This window comes from Streptomyces umbrinus, assembly GCF_030817415.1.
GTDB lineage: Bacteria > Actinomycetota > Actinomycetes > Streptomycetales > Streptomycetaceae > Streptomyces > Streptomyces umbrinus_A.
This window is the reverse complement of record NZ_JAUSZI010000002.1, coordinates 1091281-1109189: the sequence shown is the minus strand read 5'-3', so window position 1 is coordinate 1109189 and position 17909 is coordinate 1091281. Positions and strand designations below refer to the sequence as shown.

Genomic DNA, 17909 nt, shown 5'->3' with positions numbered 1-17909 from the left:
TGGATGCGCTCCTAGAGGTCTCTGGAGAGAGGTGGGGGGTGAAAAGAGGGCGGGGGGTGAGGGCGTTCGGCCGGGCTACGCGTCGCGCAGCGGCAGGTGTGCCCTGTCCTTGACCCGGGACACGGCGATGAGCGTGCCGAGTGCGGTGACGACCGCGTAGAAGGCGGGCATGTTGACGTTGCCCGTCTTGTCGATGAGGTAGGTCATCAGCAAGGGAGCGGTACCGCCGAAGAGGGCGGCCGAGACGTTGTAGCCGAGCCCGTAGGCGGAGTAGCGCACCCGGGTGGGGAAGAGCTCGACGAGCAGGACGTGGATGACGCCGGTGTGACCGGCGAAGATGACCGCCATGATGCAGGCGCCCAGGATGGCGAGCGGGACACTTCCGGTGCCGATGAGCAGGTAACAGGGAACGCCGGCGACGGCCATGGCGACAGCGGCTCCCGCGAGGACCTTCTTGCGGCCGATGCGGTCGGAGAGGCTGCCCATGTACGGGATGGCGATCGAGATGGCCACCAGGCTGGTCGCGGTGACGAGCAGGCCCTGCACCTTGCTGAAGTTGAGCTCGGTGTTCATGAAGGTCGGCATGTAGCTGAACAGGACGTAGTAGCCGGAGCCGTTCATGAGGGGGATGAACAGGGCGAGCAGCATCGCCCGGCGGTGCTCGGGGGAGGAGAAGGCCTCCTTGAGCGGGTTCTTGGACAGCCCGCCCTCTTCCTTGAGGCGGTTGAAGTTGGGGGTGTCGCTGATCCGCTTGCGGATGTAGATGCCGGTGATGCCGAGCGGCACGGCGAGCAGGAACGGGATGCGCCAGCCCCACGACTCCATACGGTCCTGGCCGAGGCCGCTGGTCATGGCGGCGGCGATCAGCGTGCCGGTGAGCAGGGAGAGGAACGAGGCGATCTGGGCGTAACTCGTGTAGAGGCCGCGCTTGCCCTCGGGAGCGTGCTCGGCGAGGAAGCTCATCGCGCCGGAGGCCTCGCCGCCGACCGAGAAGCCCTGCGCGACACGCAGCAGGATCAGCAGGGCGGGGGCCGCGATGCCGATGCTCGCGTACGTCGGCAGAATGCCGATCGCCGCGGTCGCGACGCTGATCAGCATGATGACGAAGACGAGCATCCGCTGGCGGCCGATGCGGTCGCCGAGGTGGCCGCAGATGATCCCGCCGAGCGGGCGGAAGAAGAACGAGACGGCGTAGCCGAGGAAGACGAACTGGACGGCGGTCGCGTTGTCCGCGTTCGGGAAGAACACGACGGCCAGGGTGCCCGCCATGAAGCCGAAGATTCCGTTGTCGTAGAGCTCGGCGAAGATGCCCACGCACCCGGCGAGGGTGACTTTTCGCGCGGTTTTCGGATCGACGGTGTTCGGCACCGGCTGAGCGGCCACGGTACTCATGACGTTCTCCTGTCTGCAGGCAGGTTAAGGGGAGACGGGGACGGTGCGTGCGGGGCTTGAGGGGATGCGCAGGGCGTCGAAGACGGTGCGCACCCGGTTCTGGAGGGCCTGGACGGCGCTTCGCTGGGAACGGTGGGCGGCCACCGCCTCGGCGACGGTCCGGTGCCGGAAACGGACGGTCTGGCCCGGTCCGACCTGGCCGAGCGCGGACAGTCCGGTCGCGGTCACGACGGCCAGTACGGGATAGCCGGCGGTGACGCCGCGGCCGCGGTGCAGGACGAGCAGCTCGTCGCCCGCGGGGACCTCGACGGCTCCCACGGGGACACCACGCGAGAGCACCTCGCCGGTCGCCACGCGCCGGGGCACGTCACCGGCCATCCGCAGTCCGATGTGGTTGCTCTGCGGGCTCACGGTGAACTCCGACCCGAACAGCCGGTCCGCCGTGTCACCGAACTCGGCGAGGTCGGGGCCGTCGGTCACGTCGATGGTCCACGGCGACGGGAGGAGGGTCATGGGGAAGCGGGGCACGGGTGCGCGCAGCCGGAACAGCGGGATGCGGTACTCCGGGTGGTCGACGGGCGGGCAGTGCCGCTGGAGGCCGAGCTCGTCCCCGTCGCGCAGTGAGTGGCCGAAGCCGAGGATCGTGTCGGGGGCGCAACTGCCTTGCAGATAAGGGGTGTTGAACGAACCCAGCACGGCGAGGTAGACCCGGATGCCGCTCCGGATGCCGCTGATACGGATCGTCTCGCCGGACCGCACGGAGAGGGGTTCCCACTGCGGCCGTACGACGCCGTCGACGGTCAGGTCGGCCGGCGCGCCGGTCACCGCGACGAGTACGTCGGTCGACGGCGTGCAGCTGAAGTCCAGGGCGGTGATCTCCAGCAGCGGCGCGCCCTCGTCGTTGCCGCAGAGCACGTTGGCGACGCGGGCGGAGTGCTGGTCGAGCGCGCCGTTCACCGGCAGGCCGTAGCGGGAGCGCCCGAACCGGCCCAGATCCTGCACGGTCGCCATGCCGGCCCGGAGGACGTTCAGGGTGTCAGCCATGCGACACCGCCAGGGAGCGGCCAGCGTGGTCGTCCCACCGCTCGGGCGTGATGGGTACGAAGCGGAAGGTGTCGCCGGGCCGGTACGCGGTCAGCGGGTCGGCGTCGAGGTCCTCCAGGACGCGCAGGGGAGTGCGGCCGAGCAGCGGCCAGCCGCCGGGCGACGGCATCGGGCAGATCACGGCCTGACGCCCGGCCACCGCGACCGAGCCGGGCAGCACCCGTGTGCGGGGCGAGGACAGTCTGGGTACGGGCCGGGGGAACGCAGGGCCGTCCATCATCGGTGCGCCGGCCGGTGCGCCGAGACAGCGGACCGTGAGGTCCGCGGCGGAGTGCAGCTCCACCACCTCGCGCTCACTCAGCCCCAACTGCTCGGCGACGACGGGAAGATCGGGTCCGAACTCGCCGCCGTAGACCACCGGGACGACGAAACACCGTGCCGCGGGCGGCGTCACCGGGCCCTCGCCGAGCCGGTCAGCCTCGTGCCGCAGCACGCGCCGTACCGTGTCGTGATCGGTGTCGGCGCAGTCGAACTCGACGAGCAGCGAGTCGTAGGTGGGCACGATGCCGTGCACCCCGGCCAGCCGCACCGCGTCGAAGGCATCGGCGAGGCCGTGCACGGTCTGCCAGGCGCGCTCGGCGTCCATGCCGACGGCCTTGGCCACGACGCCCGAATCGCCGCAGTCCACGATCAGGACACTGCCGCGCGCGGTGTCGGCGCCGTCCACGACGCCCGTGCTGCTGTCCATGTCAGGCGGCCTTTCCGTCGAGCACGTCGGCCAGGGCCGTGATCTCGACGTCTGCGGCGAGCAGGTCCTGGCGCACACGGTGGGCCAGGGAGATCGCGCCCGGGGTGTCTCCGTGCAGCAGCACGGTGTCGCAGTCGACGGGGATGTCACGCCCGCCGACGCTGCGTATGACGCCCTCGGTCACCATGCGGATCGTCCGCTCGGCGATCTCCTTCTCCTCGTGGATGACCGCCCCTGGCTCGCTCCGCGGCACCAGCGTGCCGTCGTCGCGATAGGCCCGGTCGGCGATCCCGACGATGCCCACCCGCAGGCCGCGGGCGCGTGCGGCGTCGGCGAGCTCGCCGTCCTGGGCCAGGACGATCAACGACGGGTCGAGGGAGGCGACCGCGTCCGCGACGGCCGCCGCGTAGTCGGGCCGGGTCGCGACCAGGTTGCCCAGCCGGCCGTGCGGCGCCACATGGCGAAGCCCGGTGCCGTTCGACACGGCGAACGCCTGGAGCGCGCCGACCTGATAGAGCACGTCGGTGCGGACCTCGTCCGGTGTCACGTCCATCGCGCGGCGGCCGAACCCGACGAGATCGGGAAAGCTGGGATGCGCGCCCACGGCCACGCCGCGCCGCACACAGTGACGGACCGTGGCGTCCATGATCCGCGGATCGCCCGCGTGGAACCCGCAGGCGATGTTCGCCGATGTCAGCACATCGAGGAGAGCCTCGTCGTCACCCATCGTGTAGGCGCCGAACCCCTCGCCGAGGTCGGCCACGAGATCAACCCTGTGCGTCATGACATCCTCCGGACAGAAGAAGAAAACGGGGGCGCCGCATTGTCGTTCCAGTGCTCTGCGGGCGGGTCTGGACGCCGCCCGAAAAGAGGAATTAACGGGGCCGATACATTTCCTGCGAGATACGCGAGCCGTTCGGTCGGGCGACCTCGGAATCGCGTTTCGGTGAACGTAGTCCGAACGCGAGGAGGCGGCAAATACATGTTGTGCGTGACGTAATCACCGTTGGATATGACGTGGAGCACACGCGCCAAGGGCCGTGCGGCGGACCCGCGCCTACCATGAGGCTCCGCCCCCGCTGGAAGGCCGCACATGGACACCAGGCGTCTCTACTCGTTCGTAAAGATCGTGGATGCCGGGAGCATCACGCGCGCGGCGGACATCCTGCACATCGCGCAGCCCGCGCTCAGCCAGCAGCTCTCGGCGCTGGAGGCCCAGTTCAAGCAGCAGCTGCTGATCCGCAGCAAACGAGGTGTGGCCCCGACCGAGGCGGGCCGCGCGCTGTACCGGCACGCGCAGCTCATCCTGCGCCAGATCGACCTCGCCCACGCGGCGGTCGACATCTCCGGGCGGGCGCCCGCGGGCAGCGTCTCGGTGGGCCTCGCCCCCTACAGCATGGGCGCGGCGCTCGCGCTGCCCCTGCTCAGGAGCGTGCGCGAGCGCTACCCCGACATCCTGCTGCACATCAACGAGAACTTCGGCGGTGTGATCAGCGAGGCGATCATGACCGGCCGGATGGACATGGCGTTCATCTACGGGGCCGGGCCGCTGCGGGGCGTGCAGTTCGAGCCGCTGCGCACCGAGGACCTGTTCCTGATCGCCGCGCCGGGCGGGTCGGTGCCCTCCGGGGACGGCGACGTCTCCCTCGAAGAGCTGGCCGGCGTCCCGCTGCTGCTGCCCAGCCGCATCCACACCATCAGACAGGTCGTCGACGCCGCGTTCCAGCACGCCTCGCTCGAACCCAGGGTGGTCGGCGAGATCGAGTCGGTCCTGACCCTGATCAGCGCGGTGGGCGCCGACGTCGGGGCGACGGTCCTGCCCTGGTCCGCGGCGCGCGCGACCCTCGACGTACGGAATCTGGTGGTACGCCGGATCGTCAATCCGGCGATCACGGTGAAACTGTCGCTGTGTACCTCCGACCATCAGCCGCTGTCGGAACCCGCGCACGCCGTGCACGACCTCTTCCATGAATTGATCACGGAATTCGATGAGGACGCCGCCTTCGGGGACGCGTCGATGGAGTCCTCGAAGGCGTCGGATTAATGCATCCCGATTTTCGATGACGTCACACAAATTGGCTATTTGTTGCTCCGGAATGTGCTGACTAGCGTCTTCACGAATCGAATCGAACCAAATCGACTTCACTGATTTCGTGAAACGCGGATCAAGCACGGGAGAAACCGATGAAGCAGCGTGTGCTCACCACCCGGGCCGCCCTCCCCGGCGGCGGCATAGCCCGCCTGGAGTCCCACGCCGAGGTCGTGGCATGGCCGGGGACGAGCAAGCCCGAACCGCGGGATCTTGCGGAACTGGCGAAGGGCGCGAGCGCGATCCTGGCCCTGGGCAACGACCGGGTGGACGCCGCACTGCTGGACGCGGCGGGGCCCACGTTGCAGCTGGTCGCGCTGGCGAGCATGGGCTACGACGCGGTCGACCGGGAGGCGGCGGCCGAACGCGGCGTCGTGGTCACCCACACCCCCGGCGTTCTCGCCGAGACCACCGCCGACCTCACCGTCTCGCTCATCCTCATGGCCCGCAGGCGACTCGGCGCCGCCCGCGACTCACTGGCCGCCGGCCAATGGGGCCTGTTCCGGATGGACGACTACCTGGGCCTGGACGTGCACGGCGCCACGCTCGGCCTGATCGGCTACGGCCAGATCGGCCGAGCCGTGGCGCGCCGGTCCCAGGGCTTCGGGATGCGGGTCCTGCACCACGACCCGTACGCGCCCGACGACGCCCTCTCCACATCGGTGGACCTGCCAACGCTGCTCGCCGAGGCCGACGTCGTCTCGCTGCACGTCCCGCTCACCCCGCAGACGCGACACCTCATCGGCGCCGCCAAACTGGCGGCCATGAAGCCCACCGCCACCCTCGTCAGCACCTCGCGCGGTGGTGTCGTGGACGAGGACGCCCTGCTGCGGGCCCTGCGCGACGGCGTCATCCACTCGGCGGGTCTCGACGTCTTCGAGCGCGAACCCATGGGGAGGGAACTCTCCCCGCTGGTCGCCGAGCCCCACGCGGTCACGCTTCCGCACATCGGTTCCGCCACCGAGGCCACGCGGGCCGCGATGGTGGATCTCGCCGTGGACAACATCCAGGACGTACTCGCCGGAGGCCCGGCACGCACACCGATCCCGGGCGGCTCGGCCACCCCGGGACAGGACAGTGCCCCGCGCCCGGTGGGTGGGCGCGGGGCCAGGTGACGCGGGTGGGCCGGAGCCGCGGCCCGCGAGCGGGTCAGAGCGCGGCGGCTGCGCTGTGCAGGTTCTTGGCCGCCAGCGCGAGTCCCTCGGTCTGGGAGTAGGCCGCGTCCTCGTGCTCGATGTTCACGGCCATGTCCGGGTCGATCTCCGCGAGGGCGCGCAGGAACTCGGTCCAGTAGGGGACGTCGTTGCCGTTGCCGACGGCGACGAACTTCCACGCCGGGTTCTCCGGCCAGGCGTTGCACCAGAAGCCGTAGCCGGTGGGCACCTTGCCGGGCGCGTCGGCGGGCACGCGGGTGAACGACGTGTCCAGTACGCCACGGATGTCGGCGCCGGCACAGAGCGTCGCGTCCTTCGCGGCGGCGTGGAACACCAGCGGGCCCAGCCACTTGATGGAGGCGACGATGTCCATGCCCTGCCACATCAGGTGGGAGGGGTCCATCTCCGCGCCGACGTTCGTCAGGCCGCCCGCGTCGACCAGCCGCTTGAGGGTGACGGGGGAGAACACCACGTTGTGCCGGTGCATCTCGATGGCGACCCGGACGTCGTTCTCCCGGGCCAGCGCGTCGATCTCCTTCCAGAACTCGACGGCCACGTCCCACTGGTAGTCCAGGACGTCCATGTAGACGCCGTCCCACGGGTTCACGACCCAGGACGGGTACTTGGCGTCGGGGTCGGAGCCCGGGGTGCCGGACATCGTGACGACGTGCTTCACACCCAGCAGACCCGCCAGCCGGATGGTGCGGCGCAGGTCGTCGGCGTGCTTGGGCCCGACGCCCGGGAGCGGGTTGAGGGGGTTGCCGTTGCAGTTGAGCCCGGTCAGTTCCAGCCCACGCTCGGCGAAGGTCGCCAGGTACTCCTCGCGCGCCTTGGCCGAGGACAGCAGCAGGTCGACAGGGCAGTGCGGGGAGGGGATGAAGCCACCGGTGCTGACCTCCACCGAGGTCAGCCCGTTCTCCTTGAGGATGTCAAGCGCTTCGGTGAGGGTGCGGTCGTGCAGACAGGCGGTGTAGGCGCCGAGCTTGAGGGCCATGTGTCTCTTCCTTCTCCACAGGCTCTACGAGGGGGTCAGGCGGCGGGCGGGACCGTGACGGCGGCACCGCCGGCCCGGGAGGACCCGACGACGGCCCGGATGATCTCCATGGTCCGCAGCGCGTCGGCGAAGGTGGCGCAGGCCGGCAGCGGCTCGGCGACTCCCGCGACCTGTTCGAGGAAGGCACGGGCCTGGTAGGTGAAGTTGTCGGCGTTGCTGGCGCCCACACCCGGCGCCTCCATCGGAACTCCGCCCGCGAAGTACGGCATCTGCGGACCGGCGATGATCTGCCGGGCGCCACGCGTACGGGCCTCGGGCTGGGCGTCGTCGAAGAGGTACTCGGCCGGCCGGTGCTGGTCGAACGCGGCCCGGCCGCCGAGGCCCAGGACGTCGAAGGCGAGCCCGTTGGGCAGGCCGAAGCCGGTGCGCGTCACCGAGAAGGTGCCCACCAGTCCCGACTCGAAGCGGGCGGTGAAGGACGCGGTGTCCTCGTTCTCTACCTCGCCGAACTCGTCGGAGACCGGCGCGGCGTTGTGCCCGACGACAACGCCGAGCGACAGGGGCCGCTTGGGGATGGCCGTACCTGTCGCCGCCCCTCCCCATCAAGGCTGTTCGCGTGTAGAACCCGCCGACGGAGAAGGCCGGACCCCACGGCCCAACTGCTCCGACACAGGCAACGGCCCGGCGCAGACCGGTCCTCGCGACCGGTCTGCGCCGACTTCCCCGGTGGTACGTCGGTGGTACGTCAGACGCGGTCGGCCGCGATCAGCAGGTACTGGAAGCTGCCGTTCTTGTACGCGGTGAGGAACGTGTCCTCGATGCCCGTGACCAGGTGGTCGGCCTGCTTGCGGAGTTCCCAGTAGGGGAGGGCGTCGGCGGTCAGGTCCTGCACGTGGACGGGCACCAGCCGGTTCCGGGCCATCGCGCGGAAGTACTCCGACCGTGGGTGGATGTCGCAGATGTAGTGGGCGTTGATCAGGGACACCTCGCGGGAGGCCCGCCCGTACGCGTCGTTGTAGCAGCCGGTGATCGTCACGTAACGTCCGCCGCGGCGCAGCAGCCGGGCATGCTCGGCGAACAGCAGGTCCAGTTCCACGTACATGGTGGACTCGTTGTTCCAGGATGCCGCGTACGCGCCCGACCGGAAGCCGGTGTCCAGCATGTTCCGGTGGTGATAGGCGACCTTGTCGTCGATGCCCCGCTTGCGGGCCTGCGCGTTGGCGAACTCGGCCTGCTTGGCGGAGATGGTGACTCCGTCGGCGTGGCAGTCGTACCGCAGGTTGGCCACGACACTGCCGCCGCCGCGTCCGCAGCCGGCGTCGAAGACGCGGTCGTCGCGGGAGAGGGGGCCGAGGTGGCTGGAGAGGAGCACGGCCTGTTCCTGCTCCAGACGGTGCAGTTCGGCGGTGAGTCGCTCCCGGCGCAGGTCGGGATCGGTCTCGTCGAGCACGGACCGGTCGGCTGCTCCGATGCCGTAGTGATGGTGGTAGAGGTCGTCGATCCTGCCGAGTTCGAGGTTGACCGGGTTCTCCTCGGCGTTCCAGTAGTCCGCGACGCGGGTCTGGTACGTGGACTGGGTCGGCACCGGGGCTGTCGTGGTGCGTGCGTGGGGGGCGGTGGCCAACGGTGACTCCTCGTGATGGTGCGTGTGACAGTGTGTCAGTTGCGCGCGCTTCACCAGTAGTTGGGCAAGTGGTAGCGGTGGGTGTTGGTGGCGTGCCACTCGTGGTTGCCGGCCACCCAGTCGGACAGTCCCTGTGCATAGCGCTCGACCAGGGGTGAGGTGGCGGACAGGAGTGCCGACTCCTCCTTGAACGCCGCCATGATCCTGTTGTGGATCTCGACCGCCTTGAGATACGCGGCCTTCAGACCGCGCTTCTCGTTCGCGGCGATGACCTGGGGCAGATTCCGATGTGTCGGATCGCTGGCCAGCTCCTTGGTGAAGGAGTACAGGTCGTTGACGATCGTGGTGGCGTTGCACGCGAGGGCGGTGATCCGCTGGATCTCCGGCCGGGCGTACACGGCCTCGGGCAGTTCGTATCCGTCCACGGCGTCGACGATCGACAGACAGGGCCGGAAGTTGTTGAACTGCCGCATCACCAGGTACTCCCACACCTGCGGCACGTACCGGATCTCCGACCAGGCGGCCTCGCCGAGGTAGCCCAGATGCAGCCGGGCGATGTCGTGCACGAACCTGTCGGTCTGACTGGGAGTGGCGAAGACGGCGTAGTCCCGCAGCGCGAAGTGGTACGAGCGAAGCGGCCCGTCGGCCCGTACGCCGCGGCGCCACTCCTCCTCCAGCTCGGGAGTGCCGTGGTAGGGATCGAGTGCCGCCTGGGCCATGATCAGCCGGCCGCCCAGCCCGCGTGGTGAGCCGCCCTTGCCCTCGTCCTCTTCGCAGTAGAGGTTGTCGACGAGGTTCTCGGCGAGGAGCAACTTGCCTGCCGAGGTGAGGCGTTCGAGGTCGGCCGCGCCGGGGTGCTGCAGGACGACGGCCCGGCCGAACTGGAAGCCGGAGAAGTCCCCCTTCCATGCCGCCGGGAACAGGTCCAGCCCGTGCGCCCACTCCTCCAGCCTGCGGTCGACCTCGGCGGCCTTGGCCGGGTCGGCGGGGGCGACGGGCCGGTACCGCAGCCCGGGGATGGCCCCGCCCCGCCGGGGCGGGCGGGCGAGGCTCGGCGGACCGGGCAGCCGCGACCGCGAACCGGAGGCCGACGGTGTGCTCATTCCGCGGTCCGCCCGACCTGGACGTTCTCCAGGATCCCCGCGGCGTCGGGCACGAGGATGGCCATCGAGTAGTAGGCGGTGACGAGGTAGCTCATGATCGCGGTGGTGTCGATGCCCATGAACCGCACGTTCAGACCGGGCTCGAACTCCTCGGGGATGCCGGTCTGGTGGAGCCCGACGACCCCCTGGTCCTTCTCTCCGGTGCGCAACGCGATGATGCTGCTGGTGTGCTGCGGACTGATCGGGATCTTGCCGCAGGGAAAGAACGGAACACCCCGCCAGGAGGGCACCTCGTGGCCCTCGACGTTCACCGTTCCGGGCACCAGGCCGCGCCGGTTGCAGTGCCGGAAGAAGGCGGAGATCGCCTTCGGATGGGCCAGGAACAGCCGGGTCTTGCGGCGCATCGACAGCAGCTCGTCGAGGTCGTCGGGCGTGGGCGCACCCGAGTACGTGCTGACGCGCTGGCCGTGGTCGACGTTGTGCAGCAGACCGAACTCGCGGTTGTTGACCAGCTCCCACTCCTGGCGCTCGCGGATCTCCTCGACGGTCAGGCGCAGTTGCTGCTCGGTCTGGTCCATCGGATGGTTGTAGAGGTCGGCGACCCTGGTGTGGACGCGCAGCACGGTCTGGGTGAGGGACAGCTCGTACTCGCGCGGGACGAGGTCGTAGTCGACGAAGCCGCCGGCGAGGACCGGCTCGCCCACATGGCCGGCCTGTACGGGGACATCGGCCTCGCCCTTGCGGTTCATCGGTTTGCTCTGCTGCTGTGCGAACGCGTCCAACTGGGCGGCGAGGGACGGGGTGCGGTCGACGAACTGCCTCAGGGTGTCCCAGTTGAGGGCGAGGACCACGCCCGTGGTCTCGGCCCGCACCGAGTTGAGCCACAGGGGGTCGGCCTGGCCGATCGCCTCGTCCCCCATTCCGTCGCCGTCCGTGATGACGCCGGTGACCTCCTCCTCGCCGTACTTTCCGATGGTGTAGCGGGTGAACCGGCCGTGGACGACGAGGTAGGCCTCCGTGACGGGCTGTCCGGCGTCGAAGATGATCTGGCCGGCGCGTACCTCCCGCACCCGGAAGCGGGAGGAGATCTCCTTGAGGGCCGCGGTGTCGGAGTAGCCGCGCAGGGCGGGCAGTTCGGTCAGTGTCTGGGGGATGACCTTGATGTCGTCCGCGCCGTTCTGCTCGAACTGCACCCGGCCCCGGCCGACGCGGAGCTGGAGTCGCCGGTTCACCCGGTAGGTGCCGCCCTTGATGTCCACCCACGGCAGCATCTTGAGCAGCCATCGCGAGGTGATGGCCTGCATCTGCGGTTCGGACTTGGTGGTGGTGGCGAGCTGACGCGCCGCCTGGGTGCTGAGGCTGGTGAAGCGTTGTTCGTCGGTGGGCCCGGCGGCGCTTTCGGGCGAGCTTTCCGGGGCAGACACATTTCCTCCCAAGGCATGAGCGGACGTGAGGGGACGCGCACGAACATGGCTGAACAGGGTGGTGTCGGGGGCTTCGGGACTCAGGAAGGGTGCGGGCGGCTCGGACCTGACCCGCTGTCAGGGAGGCCGGGGTGGGGGGAACGCCCGGACGGCACCCTCGTTATGGTCCGGGCAACTTGGCAGCACGCGCTGCATGTCAAAGCCAAACAGCCTCGACCGCCACTCGGGAACCGCGCGAAAGGGGCGTGTTCACGCCCCGACGACGCCACCCCACGGCCCGAAGCAGCCCCCCGACGAGCGCGCACTCCCACGCCGGTGAAGTGCCCCCTCCCACCGCTTGAGTTCTAGTGGTCGTCGCAACACCCCCAGTCAGGGGATGCGATGGACTTCGAAGTACGCAAGGAACGCCAGCGGCAGGGGCCGAAGAAGCTGGACCGGGAACGGGCCGCATACTTCCAGCTCATGCAGCAAGGCGTGAGCAGTCAGGAAGCCTGCCGAATCGTCGGCATCAACCTGCGGACCGGCAAAAGATGGCGTAACGGTTCACACGCGAACGTCGGCCGGAAGAAGGCGGCGCCTCCGATCTACCAGGAGGCGCCGCCTCCTTCTGGCCCTTCCCGCTACCTGCGCGAGGCTGACCGCATCCACATAGCCGACCGGCTCCGCGAGAGAACCACCATCCGCGCGATCGCCGCCGAGCTGGGCCGCAGCCCCTCGACCATCAGCAGGGAGATCCGCCGCAACCGGCATCCCACCAACGGCCAGTACCGGCCCCACGCCGCCCAGGCCCGCGCCGACGCCCGCCGGCCCCGCCCCAAGCCGGGGAAGATCGGCCAGAGCGCCGAACTGCGGGACTTCGTCCAGGACCACCTGACCCTGCGGTGGAGCCCGGAACAGATCTGCCACGCTCTGCGCATACGGTTCCCCAGCCGGCCGGAGATGCACGTGACCCACGAGACGATCTACCAGGCCCTCTACGTCCAGGGACGGGGCGAACTGCGCCGGGAACTGGCCCGCGCCCTGCGCAGCGGACGCGCCCGCCGACGTCCTCACCGGCAGGCATACAAGCGCCAGCCCCGATCGATCCCGAACATGGTCATGGTCAGCGACCGCCCGGCAGAAGCCGACGACCGGGCCGTCCCAGGACACTGGGAAGGCGACCTCATCATCGGCAAGGACCACAAATCGGCGATCGGCACACTCGTCGAACGCACCACCCGTTACGTGATGCTGGTCCACCTGCCCATCGACCACAGCGCGGCCAGCACCCGCGACGCTCTCGTGGAAACCGTCCAAACCCTGCCGCCCCACCTGCGGCGTTCCCTCACCTGGGACCAGGGCTCGGAGATGGCCGCCCACCAGGCATTCACCATCGCCACCGACATCCCGGTCTACTTCTGCAACCCGGCCAGTCCCTGGCAGCGCGGCTCGAACGAGAACACCAACGGCCTGCTGCGGCAGTACTTCCCCAAGGGCACCGACCTGTCCGTCCACACCCGCAAGCACCTGGACGCAGCCGCCGCCGAACTCAACAGCCGCCCACGCAAAACGCTCGGCTGGGAAACCCCAGCCGAGCGCCTGTCTAAACTACTCGCGGCCTGAACAACCGACCACGTGTTGCAACGACCCCTCGAATTCGCCCCGGCGCGGAGGGCGCACGAACGCCTCGAAGCCCCTGCAGACGCTCCGCGTCACGGTGGGCCTCGGCCTCGTTGCTGTGGGCCAGGTCCTGCTCAGGTCAGTCGAGGATCGACATGGATCTTGGGGCCAGGCCCGGCGTGGGGCGGGCGGATGCCGGCCAGGACGTCACCGACCTGATCCAGGCCGACGGTCGCGGCGACGAGAGGGCCGGGGTCGACGGATCCGTCGGCGTAGGCGCGGATCGTGGCGTCGAGGCCGGGTGAGGCGGACAGGATGCCGACCGCCGTGACGTCCTTGAGGGCGAGGGTGCGGGTGTCGATCCGGCTCGGCTCACCGGCCAGTCCCACGTACACGACGCGGCCGGCCGGTTCGACCGACTCCAGCGCCCGGCCGGGCAGATGGACGGCGTTGGAGGCGTCGATCACGGCGTCGAACGGCAGGCCCGGGACGGAGCCCTCCGTCCATACGTGTGCGAAGTCCAGCGTGCGGGCGAAGGCGAGCGACTCTTCGGTGCGGCCCATCAGATGCACCTCCGCACCGGCGGCGCGGGCGAACATCGCGACCAACAGCCCTATGGTCCCCGGGCCCAGCACCAACGCCCGGTCGCCGGACCGTAGTTCGGCGGCCTGTGCGGCGCGCAGGGCGTTGCCGCCCGGCTCCACCAGCGCGCCGAGTACGGGACCGACGGAGTCGGGCAGAGCGTGCAACGAGGAGGCCGGTACCGCGAGTTGCTCCGCCAGAGCGCCCGGCCGCTGCCCGCGTATGCCGACCTCCTGCCGCTTCTCGCACACATGCTGGTGACCCCGGCGGCAACGCCGGCAGAGGCCGCAGCCGAGCATGGTGTCGCCCATGACCCGCCTGCCGATCCAGGCGGGATCGACGCCGTCGCCGACCGCGGCCACGCGACCGGCCCACTCGTGGCCGATCCGCGTCGGGTAGGTGGAGTGGCCCTGGTGGAGGTAGGCCATCGCACCGCGTGAAGAATTCGACGTCGGTGCCGCACACGCCGACCCGCTCGACATCGACGACGACCTCGCCGGGAACGGCCACCGGCACCGGAACCTCCTGCACCGCGTACTTCCCGGGACCGGTCAGTACGAAGGCACGCATCAGGCGGGAGCTCACCGCGGCCCGAGCACGTGCTGGCGCTGGGCGCCGAGGTCCTTGATGCCCAGCTCCATGACATCACCGGGCTGCAGCCACACCGGCGGGCTGAACCCCATGCCGACGCCGGGCGGGGTGCCCGTGTTGATGAGGTCACCGGGTTCCAGGACGAGGAACTGACTCAGGTAGTGCACGATGAAGTACGGGTCGAAGACCATCGTCTTGGTGCTGCCGCTCTGTCGGCGCACCCCGTTGACGTCCAGCCACATGTCCAGCGCCAGTACGTCGCCGATCTCGTCCGGGGTGGCCAGCCAGGGACCGGCGGGGTTGAAGGTCTCGGCGGACTTGCCCTTGGCCCATTGCCCGCCGCGTTCCAACTGGAAGGCCCGCTCGCTGACGTCGTTGACGACCACGTAACCGGCGATGGCGTCGCGTGCCTCGTCCACCGAGTCCAGATAGCTGGTGCGGCGGCCGATCACGATGCCGAGCTCCACCTCCCAGTCGGTCTTGGTGGAGCCGCGCGGGATACGCACGTCGTCGTTCGGGCCGACGAGCGTGTTGGGCGACTTGGTGAAGAGGATCGGCTCGTCGGGAACAGGCATGCCGGTCTCGGTCGCGTGGTCGCGGTAGTTGAGGCCGATGCACAGGATCTGGTGCGGGCGCGCGATCGGGGCGCCGACACGTTCCCCGGCGAACCGCGCCATCTGACCCGCGGCCACCCGCTCGGCCACGACGGGGCGTATGCGGTCGATGCCGCCCGAGCCGAAGAACGCCTCGTCGAAGTCCGTGACGACATCGGAGAGATCGACGTATGTCTCGTCGTCGATACGGGCGACGGGCTTCTCGGCGCCGACGGCGCCGATACGCATGAGGTGCACGAGGTCAGTCTCCAATGGTGGGACGGCGAGGCGGGGGAGGGGGAGATGAGGGATGACCGGGTCCTGGCCCGGACAGTCGACCCCGACGGTGGGTCGGTCACCGGTGCGGCTCTCCCAGAGGCCCGAGTACGGCACGGATCTCGTCGAGGGCGCCGACCAGGGTCTCCAGGGGAGTCCGGTACGCCAGCGCGCTGATGCTCAGAGCGCCGGAGGCGGTCGTCGGCGAGGTCGCGTACACGGGCAGGGAGAGGCAGTTGACACCGGTCTCGTTCTCCTGGTCGTCGAGGCCGTAGCCGCGTTCGCGCGTGATCCGCAGTTCGCCGTGCAGGGCGGCGGCCGTGTACAGGGTCCGCGGAGTGCGGCGTACCAGGGGCGTCGAGCCGATCCAGGCCTCGACGTCGTCGAGCGTGTCCAACTGCTGGGCGAGCAGCAGCTTTCCGACGCCGGTGGTGTGCGCGGGATTGCGGCCGCCCACCGTGGAGGTCAGCCGGACGGCCCCGGTCGGCGGGTCGACCTTGGCGCGGTAGACGACCTCGCGGCCGTCCAGGACCGCGTAGTGCGAGGTCTCGCCGAACCGGTGGGCCAGTGCCTCCAGCGCGGGACGGATACGTACGTGCTCGGGGCGGGCCTCGTGGTGGGCGAAGGCCATCCGCAGGAACTCGTCGCCGAGCACATACCGGCCGCGGACGTCCTGGTCGGCCAGACCGGCCCGGCGCAGGGCACCGAGCGCCCGGTGCACGGTCGGCTTGGGGCTGCCGATCACCCGTGTCAGCTCCTCAAGACCCACCCCATCGGGATACCGGGCGAGTTCCTTGAGGACGGCGAGCACCCGGTCCGAGCCCACAAGTCGGCTGCTGTCGGCGCCTGTTGAGCCGTCCGCGTCGGGGTCTGTCGATCCTTCGAACGTCTGCGTATGCTTCATGGCGTTCCAAAGATTAGACCCCTGTGTCGATTATTGGAAGGAGTTCAATGGTGACGCTCCGCAGCGCCCAGTGGTACGCGGGTCAGGACCGCAACGCCTACATCCACCGGGCGTGGATGCGACGTGGCGTGCCCGGTGATGCCTTCGACGGCCGCCCGCAGATCGCCATCGCCAACACCGCCTCGGACCTGACTCCCTGCAACGCGCATCTGAACGAGGTGGCGGCCTCGGTCCGCAACGGCGTCTACGAGGCGGGCGGCATTCCGCTGGACCTGCCCGTGGTGTCGCTGGGCGAGACACAGGTGCGGCCCACGGCGATGCTCTGGCGCAACATGGCGGCGATGGCCACGGAGGAGATGCTGCGGGCCAACCCCATCGACGGCGTCGTCCTGTTGGGAGGCTGCGACAAGACGATCCCGTCGCTGCTGATGGCCGCCGCCTCGGTGGACCTGCCCGCCGTCGTCGTGCCCGGCGGCCCGATGCTCACCGGCACCTTCCGCGGTACGCCGCTGGGGTGCGGCACCGACGTGTGGCGGCTGTCGGAGGAGGTACGGGCCGGCATGCTCTCCCAGGAGCAGTTCACCCGCTCCGAGTCGGCGATGATCCGCAGCCGCGGGCACTGCAACACCATGGGAACCGCCTCCACGATGGCGCTGGTGGCCGAGGCCCTCGGCACGGTCGTGCCAGGAGTGGCCGGCACCCCCGCCCCCGACAGCCGACTGCTGGAGGCCGCGCACGGCACCGGCCGGCTGGCGGTGGACATGGTCGCCCTCGACCGACGGCCGGGCACCTTCCTGACCAAGGCGTCCTTCCACAACGCGATCGTCGCGCTGGCCGCGATCGGCGGCTCGACCAACGCGGTCGTCCATCTCCTGGCGATCGCGGGGCGGTTGGGGATCGACCTGTCGCTCGACGACTTCGACCGCATCGGTTCCCGGGTGCCGGTCCTGGTCGACCTCCAGCCGGCCGGACGCTTCCTCATGGAGGACTTCCACCGCGCCGGAGGCCTGTCCGCCGTCCTGCGCGAGGTACGCGACCTGCTGGACCCGGACGCCCTCACGGTCACCGGCGAACCGCTCGTGAACCATCTCGACGACGCGCCGATCTGGGACGGCGAGGTCATCCGCACCCGTGCCGAACCGCTCGTCGCGGAGGGCGGCATCGCCGTGCTCCGCGGCAACCTCGCCCCGGACGGCGCGCTCATCAAACCCGCCGCGGCCTCCGCCCACCTGCTGCGCCACAGCGGCCGCGCGGTCGTCTTCGACTCGATCGAGGACTTCCACGCCCGCATCGACGACCCCGATCTCGACGTCGACGCCGACTCGGTCCTCGTGCTGCGCGGCTGCGGCCCCAAGGGCTACCCGGGCATGCCCGAGGTGGCCAACATGCCGCTCCCGAAGAAGCTCCTGGAACAGGGCGTCCGCGACATGGTCCGCGTCTGCGACGGCCGCATGAGCGGCACCGCGTACGGCACCGTCGTCCTGCACGTGGCCCCGGAGGCCGCGGCCGGCGGCCCGCTCGCCCTCGCTCGTACGGGGGACCACATCGGCCTCGACGTCCCGGCCCGCCGCATCGACCTCGACGTATCGGCCGACGAACTGGCCCGCAGGACCCCCACGAAGGCCACCGTCACGGGTTTCGCGAGCCCTCGGCGTGGCTGGGAGCGTCTCTACGTCGACCACGTCCTCCAAGCCGACACGGGCGCCGACCTGGACTTCCTCGTCGGCTCCAGCGGCTCGGAGGTGAGCCGTGAATCGCACTGACTCACGCGCGCCGCACCGGACCGACGCCC

At 69.9% G+C, this 17909-nt stretch carries 15 protein-coding genes and 1 pseudogene; 4 read left to right on the top strand and 12 right to left on the bottom strand.

Annotated elements, in window-relative coordinates:
- Window positions 1–75: 75 nt before the first annotated feature.
- The 4 genes from QF035_RS05675 to QF035_RS05660 are packed head-to-tail and all read right to left on the bottom strand — an operon-like array spanning window position 76 to window position 3968.
- Window positions 76–1392, bottom strand: a complete 1317-nt coding sequence (locus QF035_RS05675) for an MFS transporter (RefSeq protein WP_307518670.1) — start codon at window positions 1390–1392, stop codon at window positions 76–78.
- A gap of 24 nt (window positions 1393–1416) precedes the next feature.
- Window positions 1417–2436: a 5-oxoprolinase subunit C family protein gene (locus QF035_RS05670; protein WP_307518668.1), complete on the bottom strand. Its 1020-nt coding sequence runs from the start codon at window positions 2434–2436 to the stop codon at window positions 1417–1419.
- On the bottom strand, window positions 2429–3184 hold the full coding sequence (locus QF035_RS05665; RefSeq protein ID WP_307518666.1) for a 5-oxoprolinase subunit B family protein: 756 nt from the start codon (window positions 3182–3184) through the stop codon (window positions 2429–2431). Before QF035_RS05665 ends, QF035_RS05670 begins: the two co-directional genes overlap by 8 nt.
- 1 nt (window position 3185) lies before the next feature.
- Window positions 3186–3968 (bottom strand): LamB/YcsF family protein, encoded by a 783-nt coding sequence (locus QF035_RS05660; RefSeq protein WP_307518664.1) that lies wholly within the window; start codon window positions 3966–3968, stop codon window positions 3186–3188.
- Window positions 3969–4277: 309 nt separating this feature from the next.
- Between QF035_RS05660 and nac the strand changes: the two genes are divergently transcribed.
- Both nac and QF035_RS05650 read left to right on the top strand, forming a co-directional pair.
- Entirely contained in the window at window positions 4278–5228 is a 951-nt protein-coding gene (nac, locus tag QF035_RS05655; RefSeq protein WP_307518662.1) for a nitrogen assimilation transcriptional regulator NAC, read from the top strand.
- A 140-nt stretch (window positions 5229–5368) separates the two neighbouring features.
- On the top strand, window positions 5369–6388 hold the full coding sequence (locus tag QF035_RS05650) for a 2-hydroxyacid dehydrogenase (protein WP_307518660.1): 1020 nt from the start codon (window positions 5369–5371) through the stop codon (window positions 6386–6388).
- A gap of 34 nt (window positions 6389–6422) precedes the next feature.
- Here the strand turns inward: QF035_RS05650 and QF035_RS05645 are convergent, their stop codons facing one another.
- From QF035_RS05645 to QF035_RS05625, 5 genes are all read right to left on the bottom strand, one after another.
- Window positions 6423–7421, bottom strand: a complete 999-nt coding sequence (locus QF035_RS05645) for a sugar phosphate isomerase/epimerase family protein (RefSeq protein WP_307518658.1) — start codon at window positions 7419–7421, stop codon at window positions 6423–6425.
- 35 nt (window positions 7422–7456) lie between these two features.
- Window positions 7457–7870 carry a hypothetical protein gene (locus tag QF035_RS05640; protein WP_307518656.1) on the bottom strand — a complete coding sequence of 138 codons (414 nt, stop codon included), beginning with the start codon at window positions 7868–7870 and terminating at the stop codon, window positions 7457–7459.
- Window positions 7871–8166: 296 nt separating this feature from the next.
- Complete coding sequence (locus tag QF035_RS05635; protein WP_307518654.1) at window positions 8167–9045, bottom strand: geranyl diphosphate 2-C-methyltransferase; 879 nt, start codon at window positions 9043–9045, stop codon at window positions 8167–8169.
- A gap of 50 nt (window positions 9046–9095) precedes the next feature.
- The gene (locus QF035_RS05630) at window positions 9096–10148 is read right to left on the bottom strand and encodes a family 2 encapsulin nanocompartment cargo protein terpene cyclase (RefSeq protein WP_307518652.1); all 1053 of its coding nucleotides are present in this window, start codon (window positions 10146–10148) and stop codon (window positions 9096–9098) included.
- Window positions 10145–11572 carry a family 2B encapsulin nanocompartment shell protein gene (locus tag QF035_RS05625; RefSeq protein WP_307518650.1) on the bottom strand — a complete coding sequence of 476 codons (1428 nt, stop codon included), beginning with the start codon at window positions 11570–11572 and terminating at the stop codon, window positions 10145–10147. The genes QF035_RS05630 and QF035_RS05625 overlap by 4 nt, the downstream gene beginning before the upstream one ends.
- Window positions 11573–12046: 474 nt before the next feature.
- Between QF035_RS05625 and QF035_RS05620 the strand changes: the two genes are divergently transcribed.
- Window positions 12047–13174 (top strand): IS30 family transposase, encoded by a 1128-nt coding sequence (locus QF035_RS05620; RefSeq protein WP_373466926.1) that lies wholly within the window; start codon window positions 12047–12049, stop codon window positions 13172–13174.
- 131 nt (window positions 13175–13305) lie between these two features.
- Here the strand turns inward: QF035_RS05620 and QF035_RS05615 are convergent.
- The 3 genes and pseudogenes from QF035_RS05615 to QF035_RS05605 form a co-directional block, all read right to left on the bottom strand.
- A pseudogene (locus tag QF035_RS05615) lies at window positions 13306–14323 on the bottom strand (zinc-dependent alcohol dehydrogenase).
- Between the two features lie 11 nt (window positions 14324–14334).
- Window positions 14335–15195 (bottom strand): fumarylacetoacetate hydrolase family protein, encoded by an 861-nt coding sequence (locus QF035_RS05610; RefSeq protein ID WP_307518647.1) that lies wholly within the window; start codon window positions 15193–15195, stop codon window positions 14335–14337.
- Between the two features lie 97 nt (window positions 15196–15292).
- Window positions 15293–16117, bottom strand: a complete 825-nt coding sequence (locus QF035_RS05605; RefSeq protein WP_307518646.1) for an IclR family transcriptional regulator — start codon at window positions 16115–16117, stop codon at window positions 15293–15295.
- Between the two features lie 47 nt (window positions 16118–16164).
- Between QF035_RS05605 and QF035_RS05600 the strand changes: the two genes are divergently transcribed.
- Window positions 16165–17880 carry a dihydroxy-acid dehydratase gene (locus tag QF035_RS05600; RefSeq protein WP_307518644.1) on the top strand — a complete coding sequence of 572 codons (1716 nt, stop codon included), beginning with the start codon at window positions 16165–16167 and terminating at the stop codon, window positions 17878–17880.
- Window positions 17881–17909 lie beyond the last annotated feature (29 nt).

What these genes read in the sequence shown, in the direction of transcription:
- QF035_RS05645 (WP_307518658.1), bottom strand. Translation starts at nt 7,421, where the DNA reads ATGGCCCTCAAGCTCGGCGCCTACACCGCCTGTCTGCACGACCGCACC.
- QF035_RS05675 (WP_307518670.1), bottom strand. Translation starts at nt 1,392, where the DNA reads ATGAGTACCGTGGCCGCTCAGCCGGTGCCGAACACCGTCGATCCGAAA.
- QF035_RS05670 (WP_307518668.1), bottom strand. Translation starts at nt 2,436, where the DNA reads ATGGCTGACACCCTGAACGTCCTCCGGGCCGGCATGGCGACCGTGCAG.
- QF035_RS05600 (WP_307518644.1), top strand. Translation starts at nt 16,165, where the DNA reads ATGGTGACGCTCCGCAGCGCCCAGTGGTACGCGGGTCAGGACCGCAAC.
- nac (WP_307518662.1), top strand. Translation starts at nt 4,278, where the DNA reads ATGGACACCAGGCGTCTCTACTCGTTCGTAAAGATCGTGGATGCCGGG.
- QF035_RS05665 (WP_307518666.1), bottom strand. Translation starts at nt 3,184, where the DNA reads ATGGACAGCAGCACGGGCGTCGTGGACGGCGCCGACACCGCGCGCGGC.
- QF035_RS05605 (WP_307518646.1), bottom strand. Translation starts at nt 16,117, where the DNA reads ATGAAGCATACGCAGACGTTCGAAGGATCGACAGACCCCGACGCGGAC.
- QF035_RS05650 (WP_307518660.1), top strand. Translation starts at nt 5,369, where the DNA reads ATGAAGCAGCGTGTGCTCACCACCCGGGCCGCCCTCCCCGGCGGCGGC.
- QF035_RS05660 (WP_307518664.1), bottom strand. Translation starts at nt 3,968, where the DNA reads ATGACGCACAGGGTTGATCTCGTGGCCGACCTCGGCGAGGGGTTCGGC.
- QF035_RS05630 (WP_307518652.1), bottom strand. Translation starts at nt 10,148, where the DNA reads ATGAGCACACCGTCGGCCTCCGGTTCGCGGTCGCGGCTGCCCGGTCCG.